Source organism: Burkholderia sp. KCJ3K979 (assembly GCF_016759955.1).
GTDB classification, from domain to species: Bacteria; Pseudomonadota; Gammaproteobacteria; order Burkholderiales; family Burkholderiaceae; genus Burkholderia; species Burkholderia orbicola.
In genome coordinates this window covers 33,250-58,872 of the sequence record NZ_JACFYV010000003.1, presented here as the reverse complement: position 1 = coordinate 58,872, position 25,623 = coordinate 33,250, and the positions used below count along the sequence as shown (strand labels likewise).

The 25,623-nt window shown below is 61.0% G+C and carries 22 protein-coding genes and 1 pseudogene; 11 read left to right on the top strand and 12 right to left on the bottom strand.

Translation table 11 applies throughout. From position 1 onward, the window contains the following. Window positions 1-600: 600 nt before the first annotated feature. From H3O04_RS01610 to H3O04_RS01590, 5 genes and pseudogenes are all read right to left on the bottom strand, one after another. Window positions 601-1,614: a SphA family protein gene (locus tag H3O04_RS01610; RefSeq protein ID WP_202586996.1), complete on the bottom strand. Its 1,014-nt coding sequence runs from the start codon at window positions 1,612-1,614 to the stop codon at window positions 601-603. A gap of 123 nt (window positions 1,615-1,737) precedes the next feature. Further along, window positions 1,738-2,631 carry an acetoacetate decarboxylase family protein gene (locus tag H3O04_RS01605; protein WP_202586995.1) on the bottom strand — a complete coding sequence of 298 codons (894 nt, stop codon included), beginning with the start codon at window positions 2,629-2,631 and terminating at the stop codon, window positions 1,738-1,740. 30 nt (window positions 2,632-2,661) lie between these two features. Next, window positions 2,662-2,835: pseudogene (locus H3O04_RS01600) on the bottom strand (aldehyde dehydrogenase family protein); the annotation flags it as partial. Window positions 2,836-3,028: 193 nt separating this feature from the next. Then, entirely contained in the window at window positions 3,029-3,892 is an 864-nt protein-coding gene (locus tag H3O04_RS01595) for a fumarylacetoacetate hydrolase family protein (protein ID WP_202586994.1), read from the bottom strand. Window positions 3,893-3,928: 36 nt separating this feature from the next. Continuing rightward, window positions 3,929-4,858 (bottom strand): VOC family protein, encoded by a 930-nt coding sequence (locus H3O04_RS01590; RefSeq protein ID WP_202586993.1) that lies wholly within the window; start codon window positions 4,856-4,858, stop codon window positions 3,929-3,931. 209 nt (window positions 4,859-5,067) lie between these two features. On the opposite strand from H3O04_RS01590, the gene H3O04_RS01585 reads away from it, so the two are divergent. The 4 genes from H3O04_RS01585 (at window position 5,068) to H3O04_RS01570 (ending at window position 9,265) form a co-directional block, all read left to right on the top strand. Next, window positions 5,068-5,811 carry a GntR family transcriptional regulator gene (locus H3O04_RS01585; protein ID WP_202586992.1) on the top strand — a complete coding sequence of 248 codons (744 nt, stop codon included), beginning with the start codon at window positions 5,068-5,070 and terminating at the stop codon, window positions 5,809-5,811. A gap of 144 nt (window positions 5,812-5,955) precedes the next feature. Further along, a complete protein-coding gene (locus H3O04_RS01580; RefSeq protein ID WP_202586991.1) occupies window positions 5,956-7,200 on the top strand; it encodes an MFS transporter in 1,245 nt (414 codons plus the stop codon). 62 nt (window positions 7,201-7,262) lie between these two features. Next, window positions 7,263-8,864 (top strand): bifunctional 3-(3-hydroxy-phenyl)propionate/3-hydroxycinnamic acid hydroxylase MhpA, encoded by a 1,602-nt coding sequence (mhpA, locus tag H3O04_RS01575; RefSeq protein WP_202586990.1) that lies wholly within the window; start codon window positions 7,263-7,265, stop codon window positions 8,862-8,864. Between the two features lie 5 nt (window positions 8,865-8,869). Beyond that, complete coding sequence (locus H3O04_RS01570) at window positions 8,870-9,265, top strand: nuclear transport factor 2 family protein (protein WP_202587022.1); 396 nt, start codon at window positions 8,870-8,872, stop codon at window positions 9,263-9,265. A 204-nt stretch (window positions 9,266-9,469) separates the two neighbouring features. Here the strand turns inward: H3O04_RS01570 and H3O04_RS01565 are convergent, their stop codons facing one another. The 7 genes from H3O04_RS01565 to H3O04_RS01535 form a co-directional block, all read right to left on the bottom strand. Next, window positions 9,470-10,309, bottom strand: a complete 840-nt coding sequence (locus H3O04_RS01565) for a VOC family protein (RefSeq protein ID WP_202586989.1) — start codon at window positions 10,307-10,309, stop codon at window positions 9,470-9,472. Between the two features lie 516 nt (window positions 10,310-10,825). Next, window positions 10,826-11,680 carry a fumarylacetoacetate hydrolase family protein gene (locus H3O04_RS01560; protein WP_202586988.1) on the bottom strand — a complete coding sequence of 285 codons (855 nt, stop codon included), beginning with the start codon at window positions 11,678-11,680 and terminating at the stop codon, window positions 10,826-10,828. Between the two features lie 340 nt (window positions 11,681-12,020). Next, the gene (locus H3O04_RS01555) at window positions 12,021-12,524 is read right to left on the bottom strand and encodes a flavin reductase family protein (RefSeq protein WP_202586987.1); all 504 of its coding nucleotides are present in this window, start codon (window positions 12,522-12,524) and stop codon (window positions 12,021-12,023) included. Between the two features lie 451 nt (window positions 12,525-12,975). Next, window positions 12,976-13,944 (bottom strand): SDR family NAD(P)-dependent oxidoreductase, encoded by a 969-nt coding sequence (locus tag H3O04_RS01550; RefSeq protein ID WP_202586986.1) that lies wholly within the window; start codon window positions 13,942-13,944, stop codon window positions 12,976-12,978. A 57-nt stretch (window positions 13,945-14,001) separates the two neighbouring features. After that, window positions 14,002-14,799, bottom strand: coding sequence for an SDR family NAD(P)-dependent oxidoreductase (locus H3O04_RS01545; protein WP_202586985.1), 798 nt, complete (start codon window positions 14,797-14,799; stop codon window positions 14,002-14,004). 62 nt (window positions 14,800-14,861) lie between these two features. Next, entirely contained in the window at window positions 14,862-16,145 is a 1,284-nt protein-coding gene (locus H3O04_RS01540) for an acyl-CoA dehydrogenase family protein (protein WP_202586984.1), read from the bottom strand. Between the two features lie 91 nt (window positions 16,146-16,236). Next, window positions 16,237-17,058: a hypothetical protein gene (locus tag H3O04_RS01535; RefSeq protein WP_202586983.1), complete on the bottom strand. Its 822-nt coding sequence runs from the start codon at window positions 17,056-17,058 to the stop codon at window positions 16,237-16,239. Between the two features lie 186 nt (window positions 17,059-17,244). Between H3O04_RS01535 and H3O04_RS01530 the strand changes: the two genes are divergently transcribed. From H3O04_RS01530 to H3O04_RS01500, 7 genes are all read left to right on the top strand, one after another. After that, complete coding sequence (locus H3O04_RS01530; RefSeq protein ID WP_202586982.1) at window positions 17,245-18,726, top strand: carotenoid oxygenase family protein; 1,482 nt, start codon at window positions 17,245-17,247, stop codon at window positions 18,724-18,726. A gap of 18 nt (window positions 18,727-18,744) precedes the next feature. Beyond that, window positions 18,745-19,152 carry a nuclear transport factor 2 family protein gene (locus tag H3O04_RS01525; RefSeq protein ID WP_202586981.1) on the top strand — a complete coding sequence of 136 codons (408 nt, stop codon included), beginning with the start codon at window positions 18,745-18,747 and terminating at the stop codon, window positions 19,150-19,152. Window positions 19,153-19,279: 127 nt separating this feature from the next. Beyond that, entirely contained in the window at window positions 19,280-20,467 is a 1,188-nt protein-coding gene (locus H3O04_RS01520; protein WP_237666136.1) for an MFS transporter, read from the top strand. Continuing rightward, window positions 20,464-21,951, top strand: coding sequence for a GntR family transcriptional regulator (locus H3O04_RS01515; protein ID WP_202586979.1), 1,488 nt, complete (start codon window positions 20,464-20,466; stop codon window positions 21,949-21,951). Before H3O04_RS01520 ends, H3O04_RS01515 begins: the two co-directional genes overlap by 4 nt. A gap of 1 nt (window position 21,952) precedes the next feature. After that, a complete protein-coding gene (locus H3O04_RS01510; RefSeq protein WP_202586978.1) occupies window positions 21,953-23,452 on the top strand; it encodes an aldehyde dehydrogenase family protein in 1,500 nt (499 codons plus the stop codon). A gap of 423 nt (window positions 23,453-23,875) precedes the next feature. Then, window positions 23,876-25,426, top strand: a complete 1,551-nt coding sequence (locus H3O04_RS01505) for a carbohydrate porin (RefSeq protein ID WP_202586977.1) — start codon at window positions 23,876-23,878, stop codon at window positions 25,424-25,426. Between the two features lie 47 nt (window positions 25,427-25,473). Further along, window positions 25,474-25,620: a hypothetical protein gene (locus H3O04_RS01500; RefSeq protein ID WP_237666135.1), complete on the top strand. Its 147-nt coding sequence runs from the start codon at window positions 25,474-25,476 to the stop codon at window positions 25,618-25,620. The last annotated feature ends 3 nt before the right edge of the window (window positions 25,621-25,623 follow it).

Sequence of the window (25,623 nt, the reverse complement as noted above, 5' to 3'; positions counted from 1 at the left end):
GGCAGACGAAGTTCAAAGATAGAGGGCATTCGGCAGAAAGCAAGCCGCCTCTTCGGCAACACGTCGAAAAAGTTACAAAATTGCTTTGCCTCTGCGGCGAAGGAACAATTTCTCTAAGAATTTATCAAGGAAAAATTGTTCCTATTGCGGCGTCAGACGCCCGATTCTCGCCAAACCGGTGGGAACAAAATTGCTTAAACCAACGTTTTGTATGATCAACGACGTTGTCTGGTTTGTCGTCCCGGATTGAGCCCCCGGCTAGCACTCGGACTACAAGCTACTTTTGAGTTGGATCGGCGTGTGTATTCCACCGAATTCTGCGCGGGTCGGAAATCTCGTTGTTTGATTGAGTAAATTGCCCGAACTGAGGCTCACGACTGTCAAACTCGATCTGATCTGCTCTAGAAATCCAAGCGGTCTACACCGGACAGTCGAACGTCATCACGCTATACAAGCCCGCGGGGCGGAGAGGACGGCGGTTGTGCCGAGGTAGCCGTGAGTGCCGTCGATGGGCCGCTTGCCTTGACAATGACCCACCCCGTTGATCCACACGCCCCTCTGCTTACGGCCATACGACCGCTTCAGTGGCCCGTCGCGTTTTCAGAACGACGTGGCGACCTGCGCCTGAAGGATGAGGCTGTTGCGCGTGCGGTTACGTACAGCGGTTTCCGTGTATGCGTTGAACCACAGCGCGCGGGTTCGGGTCATCTGCCAGAAGAGTCCCGGGCCGATGCCGAGCACCTGCTCGCGGCCAGCCACGGACGTACCGTTGATGCGGCTGTCCACAAGCTGGCGGAAAAAGTAGCCATTCACGCCCACATGCAATGAAGGTGTGAGCGCATACGAGGTGGTGAAGTTGATCCAGGCCGCCTGGCCGGCTTGAGTGTCGCTGACGGGTTGGTTGTCGAACGCGAGCGGGTAACTCGCGGCCGGATCACGGTTCCTGAAGTTGTACAGGTAATGCAGCCGCCAGCTAATCTCGACTTTGGGCAGCGGAAACAGCGACGCTGCCCAGTACGGATTAAGCGAGAAATAGCCGGAACTCTGGTTGAGATCTGCGTTGTGCTTGTACTGCCCTGTCGGCGCAATCACGTCGAACTCGAAGCGCTGCACGAACAGGGGCTCCCCCGAAGAACCCAGAATGGGCGCATACTGAAGTTGCGGTCCGAACGTCACGTCGCCCAATGCCGTGCCGCCGCCCGACAAGCTCGCCCCAGGTTGATCGAAACTGCCATGCAGCCAGGTGAGCGGCACAATCACGTTGAAGCCCAACGTGCCGCCCGCCAGGTGCCAAGGAGAGGCATACGCCAGATGATTGACCCACGTGAACGAATCGATCCGCGGATGACGAAACGCGCCATTCGTGTTGCCGTCCGCGTTCTTGATCGAATCCGCCGTCGAATAGCGTAGTTCGCCGAGATACGACCAGCCGGGCGGTCCTGAAAATCCGTCGAAGAAACTGGTGGAACCGAGATTGATGCCCTGCGGCTCCGAAACCGTCGGCGCACGTCCCACTGTAGTCTGCGCGGATGCCGAAGCAGCGTTCGCGAGGCATGCCACCAACAATAGCTGCCGCCCGGATCTCACGATAAGATTAGTGATGCCAATCATCATGTTTGTCTCCAAATATTCGTACCGATGCCGGCTGTTGTTGTAATGAACGACTCGTGGATGCCGCGTTGTTGTACCGCAGCGGGCCGTTGCTCTGCGCCCGCCGCCGCGTCGATCTGGCTTGCGCTACAGCATGGGTTCGACCGGGCGAATGACGTTAGCGGACACTGCCTGGCCCGGCGCGGAAAACTCGACCAGTTCAGCGCCCAGGTATTCGACGATGTCGAGGTCCGCCACTCCGTTGACGACATGGAACGTGGTGGGCAGCTGCTCGAACGTGGCGCGATGCCAGTTCACCGAGCCGCCAGCGGCTTTCCACTTCCTGAAGTTCGCGCCGCCGAACTTGATGGGCGACGTGTCGCCCGCCGCGCCCGGTTGGGGCTGCGAAGTCGTGGCGTAGGCCACATCGCAGCCACCGCTGCCGAAGCTGCCCGTGCGCGGTATGTACTTGTAGAAGAGCGCCGCGCCGCCCGGCCCCGGCAGCTTCGGCTCCTCGTGCACTTCAACCAGACCGTGAAGCGCGATCTCGAAGAACCTGAAGTCGAACCATGAGGCCGATCCGCCCGCCGTGCCACGCGCATGATCGATATCGAGCGCCGGAATGTCCGCGAACAGCTTCGGAAATCCGAGTTCTTCGCGACCCGTCATGATCGCATCGGGCACGCCTTCCCAGAGCACGGGGCAAAACGAGCCGTCGATGGTTTCCGTCCTGCCGCGGTAGGTCGCGGCAATCTCGATCATGACGATCCCATAGCCACGGCCAGCCAGCCAGTACAGATCGTTGAAGAACGCGAGCGAAGCGTGCACCTCCGGCTCGCCTCTCAACTCAAAGCCGGGCGGCAGGATGCGCTCCAGTTGCTCGCGGCGCGTGCGGTATTTGACGGTCATCCAGGAGGCGTTCATGGTGCCCGCTTCCTCGGGTGTCCACAGCGTCCCATCGGCTTTTTGACGCGGACCCGGCGCGGGTCCAAACACGGCAGGCATGCGGTAGCGCACGCCCGGTTTAAATTCGACGGTCATGATCGAATGTTCCTAGGTGGGTTGAAGGGTTCAGAAGGGGTAGTGGCGCGGCGTGGTCTGTACCGTGAGCCAGCGCAGTTCGGTGAATTCGCGCACGCCCGCGCGGCGGCCGAATCGGCCCAGTCCACTCGCCTTGACGCCGCCAAACGGCATCTGCGGTTCATCGTGGACGGTGGGACCGTTGATGTGGCAAATGCCGGAATCGCGAACGCGACATGGGCATCGCTCGCGGTAACCGCGGCGGCATGCGAGACCGCCGTGCCCGAAAGCGGATCGCGCCGCTCAAAGGTCGCGCCGGACGAGGCCGGCACGTCGTTTCCGCCTACGAGCAGGTTGACTTCATAAGCCATATAAATAGGCGTCCTGTTTGCTGCGAACGGTGCCGTGCGTGCCGCGCTCAAACCGGTTCGGCCGCGACGGTGTTCTCGATGTGGCCAAGGGACTCGATCTCCACCTTCACCACGTCGCCCGGCTGGAGGAATTTGCCGAGCGCAATGCCGACGTTCGCGCACGTGCCGGTCGCTACCAGGTCACCGGGTTCGAGCGTCATGACCTGCGAAAGCTCGTGGATCTGCTCCCAGATGCTGTAGATCATTCCACCCGTGCTCGCGCTCTGACGCAGTTCGCCGTTCACCCACAGCTTCATTTGCAGCGCGTGAGGATCCGCGATTTCGTCGGCCGTGGTGATCCACGGGCCGATGGGCCCGTGCGTGTCAAACGACTTGCCTAGCGTGAAGGTGGGACTTTTGAACTGCCAGTCACGCGCGGTCACGTCGTTCGCGACGAAGTAGCCGCCCACCACGGACGGCGCATTCTCAACGCTGACGTAGCGGCAACGCTTGCCGATCACCACGCCCATTTCGGCCTCGTAGTCCATCTTGTCCGAGACGCGCGGCTTCAGGATTGGATCGAACGGCCCCGTGATGCAGCTCACCTGCTTGTTGAACCACAGTTGGTGGGCTGGAACGGTGATGCCGGCGCGCGCCGCTTCGTCGGCATGGTCCTGATAGTTCATGCCGATGGCGAGGTATTTCTGCGCATCGGGAATGGGGGCTTCGAGCTTGACGCGTGCGAGCGGCACACCGTCTTTCGCGTCGCGAAGCGCCTGTTCGAGACGGCTCAGCAACGCGGGACCGGCCGCCAGCACGTCGCGGATCGACGCGGGTGCGGAAGAGTCGAGCGCCTTCAGGGCGACGACGCGATCGCCGTCAACGGCGCCGATGGTAGTCACACCGTCGTAGGTGTAGCGGGCAAGTTTCATACAGAGCGCTCCTGCGCAGAAAAAAGGAAGGCGGGTTCAGGCGAAGAATTCGGGTGTCAGCGGCGGCGCCCATTGGCGCAGTTCGTCGGGCGACATGGGGGCGTGTCGCACCGGCGTGCTGTCGTTGACCAGATCGCCGTCGGTCCAGTGTTCGATCTTGTTGCCGAACGGGTCGCGCCAGTAGTCGAAGATCTGGCTACCCTGCACGTGGCGACCAACGCCCCACGAGTGCTCGTAGCCTTGCGACTTCAGGTACTCGCCGCCCAGCATGACGTCGTCGAGGTCCAGCACTTCGAACGCGGTGTGCTCGAAGCGCGAGCGGCCGTCCTGCGCCGCGATCAAGGCCACCGTGTGATGGTCGGTCCACTGCTCTCCCAGCCCGCAGTGCAGGAAGGCGGCAATGGTGTTCTGCTCACTGCCGGCCCAGTACGTGTCCGATACGCGAAAGCCCAATACGTCGCGGTAGAAGGCCAGCATGGCGGAGAAGTTGCGGACCTGGAGCGCGACGTGGCCCAGCCGCAGCACGCTGCTCGGCCGCGGCTGCAGGCGCACTGCCGTGCCCAGACGTCGGCGCGCGCCGCCGCAGTTCATGGCGACCGCGTCGCGCAGCGGCAACGGCGCGTGCCGCGCGGCGCCGTGCAGAACGTCGACAAGAAAGTCGTCCGGGTCGCGAAAGCGCACACGCCGCCCGCCCCCCGGCTCCGGGTTGTCTTCCACCTGAACGCCGAGATGCGCGGCGAGCCGCTCGAGATCCGCCTCGCTGGCCGCCTGAAAGCCGAGCCCCACGGTGGAATTGTCGGGACCGAGTTCGCTTACATGCACGTGGTGGGCGGTGTCCGTGGCCCGCATGTACAACGCGTGTTCGCTGCGGGCCGCGCGGTGCAGGCCGAAGTCGAGCAGAAAGTTCTCCATGCGGTCGAGGTCGGTGACCTGATACCGCACGAAGGCAATGTCTTGCACTGTCATCACGAAAGCGTCTCCTTGTGTTGTGCCAGTCGTTACGCGAGTCGTCGCAGGCGAGCATGGCATCGTAACGCACAAAATCTTTAAATTTGACGATAACAGATTAACCTCAAAAAAATCGATAAAACGTAGGGAATTCCATAATCTTGACGAACGTGGATGGCGGAAGCGAGAATCGCAGCAAGCTCCCACATGTACGAATGCTTGCTCGAATGGATACGACCCTCATCTCTCCAGGCGCGAAGAGCCTGACGTCGCTCGCGGTGGAACGCCTGCGCGGCGACATCCTTGCCGGGCAGCTGCGCCCCGCCGAACGGCTGCGCATCCAGGCGCTCAGCGAGCGGTATGGCATCGGCGCCACAGCCATCCGGGAAGCGCTGTCGCGCCTTGTGACCGACGGCCTCGTGGATTCGGAAGACCAGCGCGGCTTCTGCGTCACGCCGGTTTCGCGTGACGACCTGACGGACCTCACGCAAACGCGCGTGGAAGTGGAAGGCAGCGCGTTGCGGCTTGCGCTCAAGCACGGCGACATCGACTGGGAGTCCAACGTGCTGTCGGCATTTCACCGGCTGCAACGCACACCTGTGCCCAGCTCTCCCGAGTTGCACGACGCGTGGGCGGCAGTGCACCGGCAGTTCCACGAGGCCCTCATTGCGGGATGCGCATCGCCGTGGATGCTGCGGCTGTGCAGGCTGCTGTACGACCAGTCGGAGCGCTATCGCAACCTGGCCGAGAAGTACACGTCGGAGAAGAACCGCGACGCAGCGAAGGAACATCGCGAGTTGATGGAAGCCGCCATGGCGCGCGACGCCGATCTCGCGGTCCAGTTGCTTGCGGGGCACTTCTGGGAGACCAGCGGCATCATTTTGAAGGCCGTATTCAACGACGACGCAACCTCCCGCGCGTCCACACGAAGCCCCGGCCGCAAACCGCGCAGCGGTCGCGATGAAACATGACGGTGCGTCGCGCATGAGCCCGCCCCGCTGACGCGGCGGGCGCTGCCCGCTGCCTTTCCAGATGATGATGCAGATGCTGCGCACGACGCGGCACGGGTGGACTTTGCCGTAGCAAACCGCTCGCGAACAAAAGGAGACAACGCAATGCGACCTCACACCCCGCCGGTCCGCGACCGGGCATCCGAGTTCAAGGCCGTCAGTCTGCTGGCCCTGGGCCTCGGGATGGTCGGGCTCGACCGCTTCATCATCAATCCGCTGTTCCCTGTGATGCAGAAGGAACTCGGGCTCGGCTACCAGGACCTCGGCCTGATTTCGGCCGCGCTGGCGCTGACGTGGGGCGTGGCATCGATCGTCAGCGGACGCCTTGCGGACCGCGTGGGTCCCCGCCGAGTGTTGATCGCCGCGATGGCCATATTTTCGCTGCTCGTGGCGACCACCGGCTTTGCGTCGGGTCTCTGCAGCCTGCTCGTGATCCGCTCGGTCATGGGCTTCGCCGAAGGCGCCTACGTGCCGGCCAGCATCGTGGCGACCGTGAACGCTTCGAAGCCCTCGCGCGTCGGGCTCAACATCGGCCTGCAACAGATGGCGCAGCCACTGGTGGGGCTGGGCCTGGGGCCCATCGTGGCCATCGGGCTGCTCAAGGTGCTGCCCAGCTGGCATTTCGTGTTCGCCGCGGTCGCGGTGCCCGGCCTGCTGCTGGCCGCCGTGATGGCGAAAGTGCTGCGCGACCCGGTCCGCGTCGCCGAAACGCCGCGCAACGAGCCGCACGAGTGGCGGGGCGTCGCCCTGCACGGCGCCGTGCGCGTGAACATGGCGGCCATGCTTTGCTATCTCACGTGCGTGATTACGCTTTCCGCATTCATGCCCAGTTATCTCACCGACTACCTCCGGCTGAATCTGGATCAGATGGGCCTCGTGCTGACGGGCCAAGGCGTGGGCAGCCTGGTCGGCATGGTAATCATTCCCGCGCTGTCCGACCGGTTCGGGCGCAAGCCGATGCTGATCGCGGCACTGCTCGCCCAACTCGCGGCGCTCTGCGTATTGCGCACCATCGGCGCCGAGCCGGTCAAACTGTTCGCGGCCTTGTTCGTCATCACGTTCATGAATTCGGGTGCAATCGCGATCACGGTGGGGCCGCTCACCAGCGCCGCGGTTCCAGCCCGCCTCGCCGCATCGGCCACAGGCCTCGTGGTGGGCGTCGGTGAAATCGTAGGCGGCGCGCTCGCGCCCGCTGCCGCGGGCGCGCTGGCTCACGTCATGGGCATCGCCGTGATTCCGGTCATCGCGCTCGTCGCCACCGCCGCGGGCGCCGCCATCGTGGCGTTCGGCGTGCGCGAGCCCGGCCCGTCCGCGCGCATCGAGGAGCATCCGGTCAACACACTGCCCTGAAGCAGCGGCGGCGGCGAGACACCGCCGCAACGCCCTTCACGACCTTCCATTGGAGACACGAAGTGACATCCATATCGCAGCACCCTGACGACGGCTCGTCGGAAAACCTCGCCGACGTGGCGATCGTCGGCTACGGCCCGGTCGGCCAGGCGCTGGCCTTGAAGCTCGCGCAGAGCGGGCACCGCGTCGTCGTGATCGAACGCTGGCCACAGCTGTACGGCCTGCCGCGCGCGGTTGGACTCGATCACGAGGCGATGCGCATCCTGCAGTCGCTCGGCATCATCGACGAGTTCGAAGCCCACACGTGCCTGAGCCACGTCTACGAATGGCGCAACGGCAACGGCGAAGTGCTGGTCGCCTTTCCCGGCCTCGACGAAACGGCGGAGTCCGGCTGGCCGAGGCAATTCGGGTTCAGCCAGCCCGCGCTCGAACGTCTGCTCGACGAGCGCATCAGCCGCGCGTACGCAGATCGCGTCACGGTGCATCGCAACCTCACCGTGGTGGGCGCCACCGAGCATCCCGACAAGATCGTGCTCGAAACCCGGCCTACCGGAGAGGGCGAGGGCGAGCTCCGCTCTTTCTCCGCGCGCTACGTGGTGGGATGCGATGGCGCCGGCAGCTTTGTGCGGAGCGCAATGCGCGCCTCGCTGGTGGATCTGGGCTTCGTCGCGGACTGGCTCGTGGTGGACGTGCAGCCACGCGACCCTTCGCAGTGGAGCGCGGACGTCATTCAGGTGTGCGACCCGCAAGGCCCGACGACGATGGTGCCCGGCGGCCCCGGCCGCCGCCGCTTCGAATTCATGATGCTCGAGGGCGAACACAAGGACGAGCAGAACAACCCGCAGGCCGCCTGGGCCCGGCTGGAACGGTGGGGCTGGACGCCAGCCAACGCGATCCTGGAACGCCACGCGGTCTACACGTTCCGCGCAGCCGTGGCCAACCAGTGGCGGCGCGAGCGGCTGATGATCGCCGGCGACGCTGCCCACCTCACGCCGCCCTTCGCCGCGCAGGGACTCTGCGCCGGCCTGCGCGACGTGATTGCGCTCGCCTGGCGGCTCGATGCCGTATTGCGCGGCGAAGCAGAAGAGACGCTGCTCGACAGCTACGGGCTGGAACGACAGGCACACGCCACCGCGCTCATCGAGTTCGCCGTGATGCTTGGCAAGATCATCTGCGTGCTGGACCCGGCGAAGGCGGAAGAGCGCGACCGGCAACTGCGCAACGACGCCGAACGCGGCGAACAGAAGTGGCCCACGCCGCGCCTCGGCCGCTCGCCGCTCGTGCGCGAAGACGACGCGGGAGCCGGATGGCTCGGCGTGCAAGGGCGTGTACAGCTTGGCGAACGGACGGGCCGGCTCGACGACCTGATCGGTTCGGGCTTCGTGCTGATCGGGCACGGACAAGATCCGTCGGACACGCTCACCGCCGAGCAGCGTCAGTTTCTTGCCCGCATCCGCGCGACGACCATCGGCATCGGCGGACCGTGCGCGGCGCGAGACGTCGACGGAACTTACGCACGCTGGTTCGAGCAACTGGGCGCCCCTGCAGTGCTTGTGAGACCGGACTTCTATGTATTCGGCAGCGGCGACGCGCCAGCGCTCGTCAGCGACCTCATGGCCACCTGGAAGCGCGACGTGTCGGCATTCACCGTGGAGGCCGCGTGAAGCCGATGGCGGCCCCCCCGCATGCCGTGCTCGAACTGTCCGGCGAGCGTGCCCGGCGGCTGGCTGCCGGCGACCTTGCCGGCCTCGCCGACCTGTTGGACGACGAACTGATCTATGTGCACTCGACGGGTCTGGTACAGGGCAAAACCGAGCTGATCGGCTTCTTCACACAGACGCTGCACGTGCTCGACATCGACACCCGTATCGTGTGCTTCGCGCAATGCAGTGACATGCTATGCGTCGGCCTGTTCCAGCGCATGCACGCGCAGTTGCAAATGGAGCCGCCGCGCGAGCTAAGCACCTGCAGCTACGTGAGTGAAACGTGGTGCCGGTGCGGCGACGACTGGCGTCTGCGGCACTTTCAGTCCACGGCGGTCAGCAAGGAAGTCGCGCAGCTTTGATTCGACGGAAGGCCTGCACGTTCGCTGCGGAGCCGCGCCTTTTGCGTGCGAGGCGTGCTGGCCACCGGCTCCCTGACCTCGCCACGGCCCGCAAGGCCGACGCCTTGCGCACCGGCGCTTCTGCACGCACCGGCGCGGCGATCCTTTGGAGAGGTATCCCAGGTATCGTTGGGGGTATTTCAACAGGCAGCAATGACGGGCCGGTTACGAGCGAATCCACGCGCGGCCCCAGGAATTGAGCGTCCGTTCGCACTGAGGCCACACGCCGGGTTCCGCATCAGCCTCCACCTGCAGAAGCTCGGCTGAGAACTCGAGACAGTTGCCGTCGGGATCGTTGACCATGAAGAACAGGTTGTTGCCCGGGCCATGCCGGCCAGGCCCAAAGAAAATCGGGACCTCTGCCGCTGCGAAGCGGTCGCCCCAGTCACGGATGTCATTCCAGTCGTTCGTCTCGTAGCAATGGTGATCCCATTCGTTCCTGCTGCCACGGAAAAACGCGAGCGTGTGGTGCTCGTCATCCGAGCGCAGGAAGACGACCGTCACGTTGCCTTCGGCATCGACCACTTCATCGGAAATCGTAAAGCCGATCTTGTCGACGAAGAAACGCGTCACACGCTCGAGCTCAGTAGTCTGGAAGACGGTGTGCTGGAGACGTGCGGGCCCGCCCTGCCCTTCGGTGCGAGCCCCCACGCCGAACACAAAGCGCCGGCCTTGTGGATCGCTGAAGACGATTGCGCCGCCTGAGAACAACGGGTCGTCGATCGGCTCGAACGCCACGGCGCTCGCAGTCAAACGTTCTGCCAGTCGACCGAGCGCCGGCGCGTCGGAAACGGAATACGCATAGTAAGGCGCGTTATTGCCTCGTTGCGGACTGACGATGATCGCGCGCGACGGGCCGGTCATCACCACATCGTCCGACTTGGCACATGGAACGGCCGTCAGGTCCAGCATCCGTTCGTAGAATTTCACCAGCTTGTCGGGATGCGCGCTGACGATGCGCAGATGATGCAGACATGCGGGCGTAGCTTGCTGAAGACTGTTCATACCGATTACTCCGGATTAGGCTTGTGCCATGGAAGCCGTGGGCGCATTTTCGACGCGGCGTGTCCGTGATCCAGACGCGCGAACGGCCATCCCCGGCGTTGCTGCATATTGATCGGTGGACGCGATTGCCGTCTCCGTGTCAGGCATGTGGGGCAACGCAGCGTGACGCACCGGCCGTCCACGTCTGCGCCCGGCCATTCACCTCGCAGATCCGCGCATGGGACGCGATCAACGACCTTCGACGCTGCGATATTCACGACGACGGCCGAGCCCGCGCCAGAACCCTTTCACGCTCGGCGGCGGATTTCCTCACCGCCATCGCACCGAACCGGAAAGCGCCTATGCGGGGCAAGGCTCTGGCCGTCTCCCAGCCGAACCAGGGCGCCGTGGCTGACGACATGCGACGCCCTGCAACACGGCGGCGACGGGTTCGGACGACCGGCCCTTCGGAAGGAGCCGATAGTTTCGGCGCTCGGTGGAGCGTCTCCTTCCCGTTTTATTTTCAATGACGTCCGGTCAGGGGCGTTCGTCGGCAATCGTGTTGCGCAACGCACCGATCTTCGAGATTTCAACTTCGACGATGTCGCCAGGCTTCATCCACAGCGGCGGCTCGCGGAACGCGCCGACACCGCCCGTCGTTCCCGTGATGATTACGTCGCCGGGCCGGAGCACCGTGAACGTGCTGCAATATTCAATCAAGGTCGGGATATCAAAGATCAGATCGTTCAGCGGCGCCTGCTGGACGACTTCGCCATTCAGACGCGTCACGAGCGAGAGCTGGGACGGATCGCCGACTTCATCGGCCGTGACGAGCCAGGGCCCGAAACTTCCCGTCGACGGGAAATTCTTGCCGGGTGTGAACTGGATCGTATGGCGCTGCCAATCGCGCACGCTGCCGTCGTTGTAGCAGGAATAGCCCGCGACGTAGTCGAACGCGCTGGCGGCTTTCACGTGGCGCGCCGTGCGTCCGATCACGACGGCCAATTCGCCTTCGAAGTCCAGCTTGTGCGAAGCCAGCGGACGGACGATGGGTGCATCGTGAGCCGTCTGCGAATCTGCAAAGCGTGTGAAGAACATAGGCTTCGTTGGAATGTCGCGGCCCGTTTCCTTCACGTGTGTCATGTAGTTGATGCCCACGCAAAGAATTTTGTCGGGGTCGGGCACGACGGGAAGCAGTTCGACCTCGCTCCACGGAAAGATAACCTGCGTCTCACGCACAACCGCTTCGATCGCACTCAGGCTGTTGCGCGCGAGGGCTTCTTTCAGCGTCGATCCGACATCCGAAGCGAACGGCGCAAGGTCGATGACTCCCCCATCGAGCGCGACGCCAAATGAAATCCTGTCTGCGTGACGGATGCTCACGAGTTTCATCTCAATCTCCTGTCAAACTCGGGAAGGCCGTGAGCACAAGACGACAGCCATTCGAAAATAAGCGACGGGCATGTCGCGTGCGGCGCGCGGCACGTTGACCAAGCTCTGCCACGGATCCACTCCGCTGCATCACACACATTGCCGAAACTTTTCGAGTTCCAGCCGACCAGCGCGCTTATGCTCAGTCTGGCATTCAATTTATGTCGCCAACAAGAAGGCGGGCGGGAATACGGCTTCCGGTTCCAATCAAGGCATGATCGGACGATTCAGGCACCCTAACAACCATCCATATTCCGTATTTTTGCTGGATCGTATTTGCTTCAAACCACAGCATCGGCCCTCAGATGCCTGTCGGCTCAAGGGACACCGCGTGCAGCAACGTGCCGCAATAAAAGATAAGCGGCTCGCCTTCGTTGTGGGATAGCCGAAGCACTCGACCCACGATAATGGTGTGGTCGCCTGCCTCGTGGCGTGCATACACTTCGCATTCGAAGCGCGCATGGTAATCCCGCAACAGCGGAAGACCATGCAGGCCCGTTTCGAGCGGGACATTCGCAAATCGATCGATGTCCCTAGCAGAAAACTGATGACACAGTTCGCCCTGGCCAGCTTCGAGCACATGAACCGCGAAATGAGTCACGACGCACATTGCCGGATAGTTGCGGGAATTGTTCGCGATCGACCACTGGACCAGCGGTGGATCCAAGGACAAGGAAGTGAAGCTGTTACATGTAATGCCGATCGGCGCCGACCCGTCGCCGCCAGCAGTCACAACAGTTACACCGGTCGTGAAGCGGCCGAGGGCACGGCGAAAATCCCGGGAATCAAAAGGAGCTTGGGTCATGATAATCGCATTAGGTCCATCCAGGCCATCCGCTTCAATCTGGATGACTGGGCGTGAAGAAAGAAGGCCGACATATGATTTCCTGCCAGACGAATTACCTCATTTCCTGTTTGCAACATGGAATACGCCGTAGACACAGGCATTCACGTGCCTCAACGCAGAATTGCGGCAGGCGATAGCGCCCCTCTTTCGAATAAGCCACGCAAGGCAGGCCAAGCAAGCCGCTTTATCGCTATTTATAGAGCACATAATCCATCTAAACCAGACGTCAGAAATGGAAACCGAATGCCTGACCGGTCCACAAACCCTACCTCGATGATCTATTGCGGATAGATTTCCCGGGGAAGGAGTCTATTCGTATTTCTCGAAAAACCGCTTATCCACCGCGCACGCATGCGAGGAAGCGATCATTTTCAGTCGACCTGCACAGGCGCAACATCGTGCTCCGCGCTCAGTCAGAACACAAACTGCTCCGAAGCGCGCGCTCACGTTCGATGACATACATTTGGGGACGCAGGATCTCCCGTTCATCGTCGAGCCTCGACTGCGGCACGGCTCGCCCCCCGTTGGGGAACGACGCGAGCAACGCCTCCGCACGATCTCGAACAGCCGGCTCGAATTCGGGGTGCGACAGGATATACATGACGTTATTGCGTATCCCGTGAAGCACCCATTCGCCAGCCTCCAGGGAATCCATGCACGGACCGTCGCTTGCGGGGTCAGGGCATCGCTCGCTCAGGCCGTCCGGAAATGCGCGCTCCTCCGACCCGGGCGCGACGCCACTCGCCGACAGGTGTTCAGGGCGGTTGCGCTCGGAGTGGCGGATATTGCTGTTCACGCCGCCCGGGCAATAAACCGACGCGCCGACGTTGGTGTCGTAGAGTTCGGCTCGCAGGCCTTCCATCATCCCGACCACGGCAAATTTCGTTGCTGAATAAACGCTCCCTTTTGCAACAACGAGCCCGCCCATGGATGACGTGCTAACGACGTGGCCGCCTTCGCCATGGGCAAGGATCAAAGGAAGAAAAGCCCGAATCCCGTTGAAAACGCCGTCGATATTCACGCTCGTCACCCAGTCCCAGTCATCGAATGTGGCATCCACCAAACCGGTGATCATTCCCACGGCAGCATTGTTGACCAGGACGTGAACCTTGCCGAACCGGCGAACAGTCTCCTCGGCGGCCCGTGCCATGCCGGGTCGATCGGTCACGTCGACATTGATGGCATGCACGTTGTCTTCCTTACCGCGGAAAAAGCCCATTGCCCGGTCCAGGTGTGGCTGCGTCCGGTAGGAAAATGCGACTTTCATACCCGCGTTGACGAACGCCCGCACAATGCCCAGACCTATGCCACTGCTGCCGCCGGTGATAAACGCGACCTTGCCATCGACTTCCCGCATCGAAGTCAGCACTTGAACCATCCTCACTCTCCCCGTGTCCTGTGCCCCACCTTCCCGACATGGCGCCAAGCCCGGCGGCTAGATCCCGCCATCGACAACCATGTTGATTCCCGTGATGAAATCCGCGCGTGCACTAGCAAGGAAGCAAACCGCTGCAGCGATGTCCTCGGGGCGGCCCACACGGCCCGTACTCTGGCGAAAAACGCCAAGGGCGAGCTCGCGCTCGTGCGCGGACCACGCTTCGCCAAAACCTGCGCTGCGGGCGATATTGACAAGTTCCGCGTCAGAACCGGGCGTGTGGATGATACCGGCGCTGATCGCATTCGACGTCACGCCGGTGCCGGCCATGCCGCGCGAAAGAGAACGGGAAAGGTTGATTTCCGCCGCCTTGGCCGCCTGATAATCCGGGAAGTTGGGCGGTTGGTGCAGCGCGATGGCGCTGGCGATCTGGATGATGCGCCCCCAACCACGTTCGACCATGACCGGCGCCAACGCGTTGATCAGCGTGACGGTCGAGACGACGTTTTGCTTGTAGGTTTCGATCCAGTTTGAACCCTTGTTGCCGAGCCAACCTAGCTGGGCCCATCCCTCATGCCGTCCCCCGGCATTATTCACGAGGATGTCCACACCACCGAGGGCACGAACATCGTCCGCGACGCACTGAGCCTGCGCCTCGTTCATCAGATCGCCGAGTACTTCGAAGGCGGTGCCGCCCGCAGACCGAATCTCCATCGCGGTCTGACGCGTGCGTGCCGCATCCCGGCCATGAACGATGATTTCCGCACCTTCCTTTGCCAGCTCGAGTGCTACGCTTCTCCCGATGCCCGAACTGCTTCCAGTGACAAGGCAGCGCTTGCCTTGAAGGTCGAGTTGCATAAAAATCCTCTTGGCCTTGTAAGGCCTTTGTTGTCTAAAAATTAAAAATTGTCCGGTTCTTTTCAGGCAGCACGCGATGTCCGCTTGGCCTTGTCAACGCCAGGGACAGCCGCGGCGAACGCGGCCAACGGGGGAAGGCCCATGAGCTGGCGTCCACTGATTTCCGATGCGGGATCCAGTCGCGTAGAACCGTGAGTCAAAGCGACGCGTATGTCGCGTACATAGCGTTGAATCGGATTTTTCAAGCTCACCGTGAATGAACCAAGGGCAATCTGGATCATGTCGACCGCCGCTCCACACACATTCCCTGCGTGCACCAAATCCATCATGATCTCGGCTTCTTCGGCCGGCATGAAGGCGGAGGAAGCCATCGCCTTGCGGTCAATATAATCAGCGCGGGAGAAGATCAGCGCCTCGGCAGCATTGATCATCGCTTTTGTCTTGCCGGCGACAACCTGGATGGAGGGCGTCGCGGCCAATGTGTCATAGGGCAGATTGAACGGCTTTTTGGAAGCACACTGCTCTACAAAACACTCGTAAGCACCACGTGCCATCCCGAGCGTGATCGACATCGTCTCCATCGCGACAATCAGCATGAGGCCGAGTCCATCGAGCTGATAACCCAGCCCCGTGAAACGGTTGCGTAGATTGTCCAGATTGGTCGGCAAATTCGCGAGGTCAGCGAAACGATGTTCCGGTACGAACACATCTTCTTTCACTACGATACTATTGCTGGACGAGCCGCAAAGGCCCATCACCTGCCAATCGTCCACGATCTCATACTGGCCGCGCTCCAGAATGATCATGCCTCGAAGGTCGCCGACCTGAGCTCCCACGACCACGAACGCAACATGCTTGCAGCCACTTGCAAACCCCCATTTCCCGCCGCCCTCGACGACATAGCCGCCCTCGACACGGCGAGCGCGCTGAATCCGATCCGAGAAAAGAGAAGCACTGGCGACCACCGGGCCTTGCCAGTCGCGCGCGTGCCGATAGACCTCCTCGACGGTACGGTCCGGGAAAGTCAGCATGACGCGCGCGAAACCGGACGCAATCATGGAAATCCAGCCCGCAGAGCCATCACCTCGTGCAATCTCCGAAATGATTTCCGCAAGATCGCGCGCGCCCAGTGCATAGCCGCCAAACTTTTCCGGCAAGGACACCTTAAATGCGCCAGTTTTATCCAACGCTTCGAGCGTAGACGGCGGCAGACACCCCAATTTCTCGCCTTCAGGTGCGTTTTCGCGAATGAACGGCACCAGGCCACGGATAGCATCTCGAATCTTCCGTCCCTGCGGCGAAGAAAATGCTGACTCATGTATGGATGTATTATCGACTTTCTGCATCACAGCCTCACCTGAATAATTTGACTGTCACTCGACAGTTAATCTCATTTCGCCTTACAGGGAATCGAGAAACAAGACGGCTTAATCTCTTTCACCATATTTCCGCCGCACCCAGCGGAAGTATTTCCCGTATTTCGTCGAGACTACGGATCTCGCCGTCTGTTACCTTGAAAACTCCGGCCATATAGAACGTCCCGCAATCAGGTCGATCCAGATGCGGCGCAGGATGAAAGTCGACAAGAACGAAGCTGACGACAATGCCCAACCGACGATCCACGACGGGGAAGCGCCGGTTCCGTGCGATTGGCCGCGCCGGCCGTGTCGCGTAGACGCAGCTTGCAGGCGTATGCACCGCAGCATCGGCGGACAACAGAATCGAAAGGTTGTTGGTGATCTTCTTGCCGTTGTCGTATCGATCGCAACGATAGGCGAACCGTGCCAGGCTCCCGTCACTTTCCTGCAACGCCGACCAGTAGCTGTCCGCCACCGACTCCAACTGATCGCGCTCAGCGGCGCGGTGTGGAGGAACGGGCGCCTCGTACAGCACGTCGGGCTTGAGCAGTTGCACGGCGTCCGCGAAATGCCCCGCGCAAGCGGTGCTGATGATCTCCTCGACCTCGGAGATGCGACCGGCACTGACCTTCAGACGAAGCGCGTACGGCCTTATCTGCCCCCCCGCCTCCGCCACGCCGAACGCGACCACCTGCGACTGCAATGGATCGTCAAACAGCTGCAGTGACGGAAAGTCGTCAATCAGCGTGATGGGGCCAGAATCCGCTATCCGGTTATTTTCTGAGTAGCGGGCCAACCGGCATGCTTCGTCGCCCCGCGGCCCCAGGCGGTCGTGCAGATATTGAAGCGCCGCCGCCCTGAGCGGTCGCGAACTTCCGCTTGCCAAATCGATCGAGTGCAAGATCCTCCCCCCTTTGACTGCTTCTCGTTGCCGGCAGAATGGGGGAGTCGGGTAGCGAAAACCAGACGACGGATAGCCCTCCCTGGTTCGACGTTCGTTGATTCGCCGTCTAGTTTAAAGATACTGCGGGGATATCTTTATGCCAGACGTGCATTTCCGAGCTTCACTAAATGGAGGAGCGTTAGCATGACAAAAGCCTTTCCCCCGGTCATGACCGAAGGGATGGATGAGCCTTGTCGCTTTGAGGGCGAAGTTTACGACCTTGAAATCGTGGAGGGCGCCATCCCGCCCGACCTCGACGGTCTCATGGTGCAGGCCGTGCCAGATCAGGTCTTCCCGCCGGAAGTCGAGAACCTACATCCGATGACGGCCGCCGCGGGCGGCGACGGTACCGTCCGCGCGTTCCGATTCAAGGACGGACACGTCGACTATCGCACCCGCTTTGTTCGTACCGAGCGCTTCTTGCTGGAACGCAAGGCGAGGCGGTCGTTGTTCGGCAACTATCGCGACCCGTTTTCGGACGATCCTTCGGTGGAAGGCAAAAGCCGGACCACAGCCAACACCGCCTTGTTCTTCCACGCCGGCAAGCTTTTTGCCGCGAAGGAGGACGGCTTGCCACACGAAATCGATCCCGTCACCCTCGACACGCGAGGCGTGTGCACAGCGGGCGGCTCCATTACCAGCCGGACGTTCACCGCCCATCCCAAGATCGATCCGCAAACCGGCGAACTGATTGGATACGGGTATGCCGCAAGAGGCGAAACTACCCGCGACATCGCATATTACGTTCTCCGCAAGGATGGCAGCGTCGAACACGAAGCATGGTTCGAAGCCCCCGTCGCAGCGATGATTCACGATTGTGCCATTACGCCAAATTACACGGTCCTGCCCATCATGCCCGTGACGAGCGACCTTGGGCGTTTGAAGGAAGGGGGGCCTCATTTTGTCTACGAGCCCGATATGCCCCAGATCTTTGGCGTTCTTCCGAGACGCGGCTCCGCAAGCGATGTGCGCTGGTTTCGCGCTCCGCCGGGTTTCACCGGCCATACCGTCAACGCCTTCGAGGAAGATGGACGGATCATTTTCGACGTGCTCGAGGCGGACGGCAATGGCTTCGCGCCGGTGATTTCGGACCGGCAAGGCAATACCGCCCCCCCTGGAAGTGCCGGCACCTCGATCGTGCGGTGGGAGATTGACTATCACGCTTCGACCGAAGAACTGGGACACGGGACCGTGCTCGCGAGCGTCAATGGGGAAGGCCCGCACATTGACCCCCGATGGGAAATGAAGCGACAGCGCCACGTCTTCGTGCCAACGCTGGATCGCAGCAAGCTCACGACTGACAAAAACGGTCGACCGATGCCCGTGATGTTCAATCAGTTGAGCCGTTTCGACCTCGAAACCGGGACACGCGAATCCTATTATCCGGGCCCCGCAGCCACGTTCCAGGATCCAGTCTTCGTGCCTCGGTCTGCCGACGCCGCCGAAGGGGATGGATTCCTGATCGCCATCTTGAATTACCCCCTCGAGCGGCGAAGTGAACTGGTGGTGCTGAACAGCCTGTCACTCGAGGCAGGCCCCATAGCCCGGATCAAACTACCGCTTCGCATGCGACTTGGTATCCACTCGGCGTGGATCGATGGTGCGTCTGTACCTGCCTGGTCCTGAGAAAACATTTAAACCCTCATGAAAGGAATCGAAACTGTGCAAACCACCACAACGCTTGATCACGACGCGGCCTGTCAGCTGGTGCTGAAAGTCATGGAGCTGCTGCTCGACCCCGACATGTCGGAGCAGGCGCGCCGCTATCTGACGGAAAGCTACATCCAGCACAACCCCAACATCCCGTCCGGCGCGGACGCGATCATCGAATTTACCCGCTCGGAAGAAGCGGAACGTGCTCGCAAGTCCATGCGGCCCGCTACCGAGCCCCCGATGTTCGTCGTCGAAGGCGATCGCATCGTGATGGTGCTGCCTCGCGACCTTCCCGATCCGTCGAACCCGTCCCAAACCTACCGCACCTATTGGTTCGATATGTGGCGCATTGAAGATGGGAAACTGGCCGAGCATTGGGACGGCGCGCTGAAGGAATAGCGCCCCGCCGAGCAGTAGCTTCGCATCACTTTCAAAGAATGGCCTTGAGGCCCGAAGGAGGAGACAAATGACCGGTCCTAATCGGTTGCAAGTTACGGTCGCTGCTGTGCTATGTATGGCACTGGACATGTCAGCAATCTTCATGGGCTCGTTTCCCGTGTTCTTGGGGCCGGTTTCTCGAGAGATGGGCTGGGGGCACGCTGTTTTTTCGCAGGTGATCACGATCTCCTCCGTTTGCGCGGCGCTTCTGATGCCGTTTGCCGGCCGTCTCATCGATCGGATTGGCGTCCGCTGGCCTGTGGCAATCGGCTTGACGTTGATCGGACTCAGCATGGTGCTGCTGTCGTTCATGCGGGGAACCGATACTTTCTTCTGGACTGCCGCGCTCAGCCTGGGGATGGGTGCTTCGTTGGCCGGCCCCCCTTCTTTCGTGGCCTTGGTGTCGTCCTGGTACGATCACCATCGCGCACTCGCCTTGAGCGTCGTTCTTTCTGTGACCCCGATGTGCGCCCAGGCAATCGTTGCCCCTGTCGTGCAGAAGTTGATCGTGGGCTTCGGTTGGCGCGAGACATATCAGCTCTTGGCCGGGACCGTTCTCGTCGTCGGGCTTGCCGCCAGTCTGACTTCGCTGCGCCCGAATCCGTCAGGCATTGCCATGAGGCCGCTTCCAGCCGTCACGAAGCGATCCTCCGCCCATGCCGCCACGACCAGCACCTTCTGGTTACTTGTCACCGCCAATTGCCTCTTGTCGGCTTCCCTGATCGGGTTCAGCGTGCACGTCGTCGGTTGGCTGACGAGCCGCTCGATTTCACCCGAAAGCGCGTCGGCCGTCATGTCAGTGTTGTTTCTATCCGGTGTGGCCGGCGCCCTGCTCTCCGCTTCATTCGTCGACAAAACCAGTAGCCTGCGTATTGTCCAACTGTTTTTCGCGATCCCCCTTGTAGGCCTCGCCATCATGGCGGCCACGACCTCGCTGCCCGTGATCCTGCTGGGTGCGAGTCTCCTCGGTGCAGGAATGAGCGCGACGTCGGCACTCACGCCTTTTCTTCTCACGAGATATTTCGGCTTGAAGGGTTCCGCAGAAATTTTCGGCATTCTCCTCGGGCTGACCATGATAGCCATCGGCCTTGCGCCGGTTTTGATTGGACTCGGCATCGACCGGACTGGCGGATACACGATTCCGTTGTTCTTCGTCGCTGGAGCAGTCGTCGTCGCCACCTTTTGCATCGGTCTGCTTGATCGATTGCGCGTTGCGACGGCAAAGCAGGACGATCAAGCGCCGGCACGGACCCTGCCGTCAGGGAGCCATCAATGAAACCCGACCTGCTTGAGACAAGACAGGATGAGCAAGCGCCTTCCGTCGGTTATGAGGCACAACTCGCAAAATTGGTGAGGAGCGTGACCGGAAGCGAGCCGCTCAATAAACGCCCGCTGCTCATTGCCAACGATCTGGAGGAAGAGTTTCTGCGTGAGGGCTGGCCGACTGGCCGAAATTTCGGCGGAGAGGCCGCACTGGCGGAACGTTACGGTGTTGGTCGTGACGTCCTTCGCGAGGTCGTGCGACTGCTCGAAGGGCGCGATCACGCCAAGATGCGCCGCGGTCCTCATGGCGGCCTCGAGGTTGTGCGCCCCCGCCTCGAAGACCTCCTCGGTCGCCTGGCCGGTTATGCCTACGTGACGAGTCTCCAGCGCGTCCGTGTGCTGGAGATGTGGACCATCCTGGGCTCTGTTGCAATACAGCTGATGCTCGGAGCCAACGCGCGGACCAGCACGGATCTAGGGGCCCGGCTTGCGCAATGGTGCGACCAGCCCAACCTCAGCATGCGTGACCTTGGGAGAGCCCTGATAGCGGCCACGCAGAGCACCGTCCTGACGCTTCTCGGGACATGTGTAGAGTCTCTTCTTCCGCAGCATGCGGCTGATCTTCTCGACAAGCCGGCCATGCAGCGACTCCGAGAAATCGCGGCGTCACATGACGCGGAAGCGCTTCTCGTGGATTGGTTGAGAAACGATCTCCTTCCATCAGCCATCGCGCGTCTTGAGGTACGTCCAGGCGAACATGAGTTCTCGCCGCCCCAATTGCCCCAAGGAGATTACTTCAAGAACCAAGCAATGCAGGTCGTGCATGAATTGATGTCGGCAACCGAGCCAAGCAGATGGTCGCGCGGTCATCTGATCGGCAACGAATTCGATCTGACCGGCGAGTATCGGGTCGATAAAAGCATCATTCGTCAGGCAATCCGCCTGATGGAGGACGCGGAAACGGCAACCGCATTGCCCGGCCGAGGACGCGGGCTCGTGACGCGACTGCCGAGCACTGCGCCGTTAAGCAGGCTTATTTCCGCGTTCTTCCTTGCCCATGCAGTCGACGAATTGGATGGCGAGCGTGTCTTTCGCGCCCTGAGCATCGAGTGTGCAGGGTGGGCTGCGGAGCACGCCAGCGCGGAAGACCGCATGGCGCTTCTTGGACTTTGTACCGATTTGAGGCAGCTATCGGCCCCCGTTCCTATCGCCGCCCTGCAGAGCTTCGAGCGATTTCAGCAGCACGCTGCACACAATCCACTGCTGAATGTCTGCATCGACGCAATAAAGGCCTTCCTCTCATGGCGCATCGGTAGTTGTCTCATTGCGTCCCCTTCGATCGTTAAAGAATACAAAGTCCATACCGAACGCGTCATTACGGCCATATGCGCGCATGACCGCCGTACTGCAATGTTCGCGGAGCAGGTGAAACTGGAAGCGCTTTACTTACACCGAAGGCAAAACGACCCTGTCCATCTCGACGAAAAGGCGAAATAGAATGAATGACATCCCGACCATCGACCACCGATTGCACACCGACGGTATCCTCTCCCCATCCATCTGGGATGGGCGCGTCTTTCAAGGCCGATGGACTTCGTCGGAAGGCGAGGTCATCGAAGTCCGTGAACCTGCCACGGGACACACGCTGGCTACAGTGGGAGGCAGCACGCCGAAGACCGTTCTCGAGGCAGTCGAGCGCGCGGCGCGGGCGCAAGCACAGTGGCAAGCCACCGCACCGGAAGCCAGAGCCCGCGTGATGCAACTCGCGGCAACCGCTCTGGAGAACAACCGCGCCACGGTTCTTGACTGGATCGTCCGCGAAACCGGCGGCGTGCGCGGAAAAGCAGAAACGGAGCTGAACGGCACGATCGGCGAGTTGTTGCACTCGGCGGCACTTTTCGTTGAACCGGAAGGACACGTGCTGCATTCGGCCGATCCCGGCCGCTTGAGCATCGCTCGTCGCGTACCGCTTGGTGTGGTGGGTGTGATCTCACCGTGGAACTTCCCTCTTCTGCTGGCAATGCGCTCAGTGGCCCCAGCGTTGGCGCTGGGGAATGCGGTTGTCCTGAAGCCTGATCCGCAAACGCCGATAACCGGCGGCGTCGTCCTGGCGCAGATTTTCGCCGAGGCTGGGCTGCCAGAGGGGGTATTGCAGATCGTCAATGGTGGAGCAGACGTCGGTGAGGCGCTGGTCTGCGCGCCGGCAGTCCGACTCGTCACGTTCACAGGTTCCACCCGGGTAGGACGGCGTGTCGGTCAGCTGGCGGGCGAGCACGTAAAGAAAGTCTCGCTGGAACTGGGCGGAAAAAGTCCATTCATCGTTCTTGACGACGCAGACATTGAAGCCGCGGCCTCAGCCGGTGCCTGGGGCTCTTTTCTGCATCAAGGTCAGATCTGTATGGCTGCGGGCCGGCATATCGTTCTGCGCAGCGTGGCAGACGCCTATCTCGACGCGCTTCGACAGCGCGCGCAGAGGCTAACGGTAGGCGACCCGTTCCGCGAAGACGTCGCAATCGGCCCGATTATCAACCAACGGCAGATCGGACGTATTCATGAACTCGTCACGTCAAGCGTCGCGGAAGGCGCCGAGTTGCTCACAGGCGGAACGTACGAGACGCCCTACTACCAGCCAACTGTTCTTGCAGGCGTGCGGCCGGGAATGAGGGCTTATATTCATGAAATCTTCGGGCCTGTTGCGCCCGTCAGCATCGCTGAAGACGAAGAGCATGCGATTCAATTGGCCAACGATACCGAGTACGGGCTTTCAGCCGCAATACAAACGGCATCGCTCGAGCGGGGTCTGCGTCTAGCGCGACGCATCCGGGCGGGAATGGTGCACATCAACGACCAGACCATTTCCGATCTGCCCGGCATCCCCATGGGCGGTATGGGGCAGTCAGGTAACGGCTCCCGCTTCGGTAGCACCACCAACGTTGACGAATTTACCGAATGGCAGTGGATGACCTTGGGCGGTGCGCCAGCTCGTTATCCCTTCTGATCGCAAACGGCGTTGTGTTCCTCTCATTGCAACGTATCAACTTGCAATGAGAGGAGGTCCGAGCACGATCAAGGTGACGACATCCAGGCACTTAAAGGTCCAGCAGCGGTTCACGCGCCGCCACCGATTTTCCGGAGGAATCGATACACCAGACTGACCCTTCGGCAATGGTGTGTCGGGCAGGAAGTCAAGACCGCCAGTCCCTCTCAACCGGCCCGAAAAGCGGTTATGACCTGATCTTCTGAATCGAGTATCGATACGAGACTATTAGTCTATTTAATTAGCTTTACTAAAAAAATATTCCAACGAAAACATCCAAATTTCTGAACCGACATTCTTCGTGAGGTACACGAGGGATGTCTCAACCATGGCGAAAAACGGCTAAAGAGCCACCTCGCTCAAAATCACTATAGCGGAGGAGACATGCAAAAATTCACCAGCTTCGTACACGCTGGTATGGCGCTGACCATCGCACTTGCGCTCTCGCCGATTGCCGCGACGGCCGCAAGTACGGAGCTGGAACCTGGTACCTTACTGGCTGGCACTGGAAAGAGCCGAGAGGATGGAGGTACCGCCGCAAGCGTTGCCAGCCCGGCCGCTATCGCCATAGGGGCGAGCGTCACTAATCCAACTCTCCACGCGAGCACGGAAACCGGCCAGAATCCACCAGGAATCCTGAGCGTCAGCGTACAGCCTCAGACCAGCGAACCGCCGGGTCAGAGAAAGGGCCCCATGAGCAAGATCGGGGATGCCCTGGAAGAGCGCGGGATCACCCTCGGCCTGATCTTGGCAAACTCGTATTTCACCAACCCGACAACAGGTATTTCGGCAGGCCATTCGGTAGACTATTTCGCACTCTTCATGTCCGCCGACGTAAACCTGAGCAAACTGATCGGGATTCCTAATACACATTTCCATATTACCGAAGCGTGGGAACCCCCTTCTCACAATACCCATTCTTACGCATTTCAGGCCGGCTCGGCCTTCACGCCCTTCCCTGTCCAGACCACTACCTCCGATCTCGTCAAATTTACACTTTCACATGACCTGTTCGAGAAGCGACTACATATCGAATACGGTCGAATGAACCTCGTCGACGACTTCATGGTTTCGACGATGTGTACTGGATGCCTCGCATCGACCCCGGCGATAACGCTAAACGTGCCGGGGTTCGCGAAATCGGTCTTGGGAGGGCGAATTGCGTACCAGCTGTCGCCCCATACCCGGCTGGGGCTCGGAGTAATCGAAGACGACCCTGCTCTTTTCACAAGCTCAGACGGATGGGATTGGCGTACGCGAACGAGGACGGGCCTCCTAGGTGTCGCAAACATGTTGTACACCACGGATTTTTCCGATGTGCCATATCCCCTCAACGCCGAAGCTGGTGTTTATCACAGCACGAGCCCATATACGGACGACCTCCATAACGTGGACGGATCGAGTCAGGCGCTCAATCCTCAGCGAACTGCGCTCACGCATCGGAACGGCACATGGGGCTTTTACGGACAGGCGAGACAAGTGGTCTGGACTGCAACGGGTTCGGAGGGCTCTGTGCGTCCTAACATCGCATTGTACGGAGGTGCCTTCATCACACCCGGTGCGGGTCAGTCATACCCCGTCGAGGCCTATGGTGGCGCCGAGTACGGCGGTTTTCTCAGGGACAACCCTGCGGCACTGATAGGCTCCACGGTACGCTATATCCGCTTGAGCAGAGGGCGTGCGCTTTACGAGCAGCAGCTCAGCACGATAAACGGGTGGGGCAGCAGCAGTGTCCACCAAAATACATTCGCTTTCGATGTTCACGCGCAGTACGGGCTTGCACCGGGCATGCTGATCAATGGTTTCGCTCAGTATTTTCTTCATCCCAACAGGACGCACACATTGGCCGCCAGCGGCCCTTCGCGCAGCGGTTTGTTGGTGGGCGTGAATGTAGTTATCGACATAGGTCGTCTCAGTGGTCTCACAAAACCTTGATCTTGTTACGTCAATAGATTCGTTCCATTACAGGCCTGTCTTCATCGATGCGGCCGGCCTCGCCGACCTGCCCGCCGAGGCGATGGATCCAGCGCGAGGACATCGCGCGGCTCGTCGCGAACACGATCGCGCTGCCGAACCAGGCCAGCATCGCCGAACGGCCGATCAACTGCCGGCACGAGGACCTGTTCTGACGG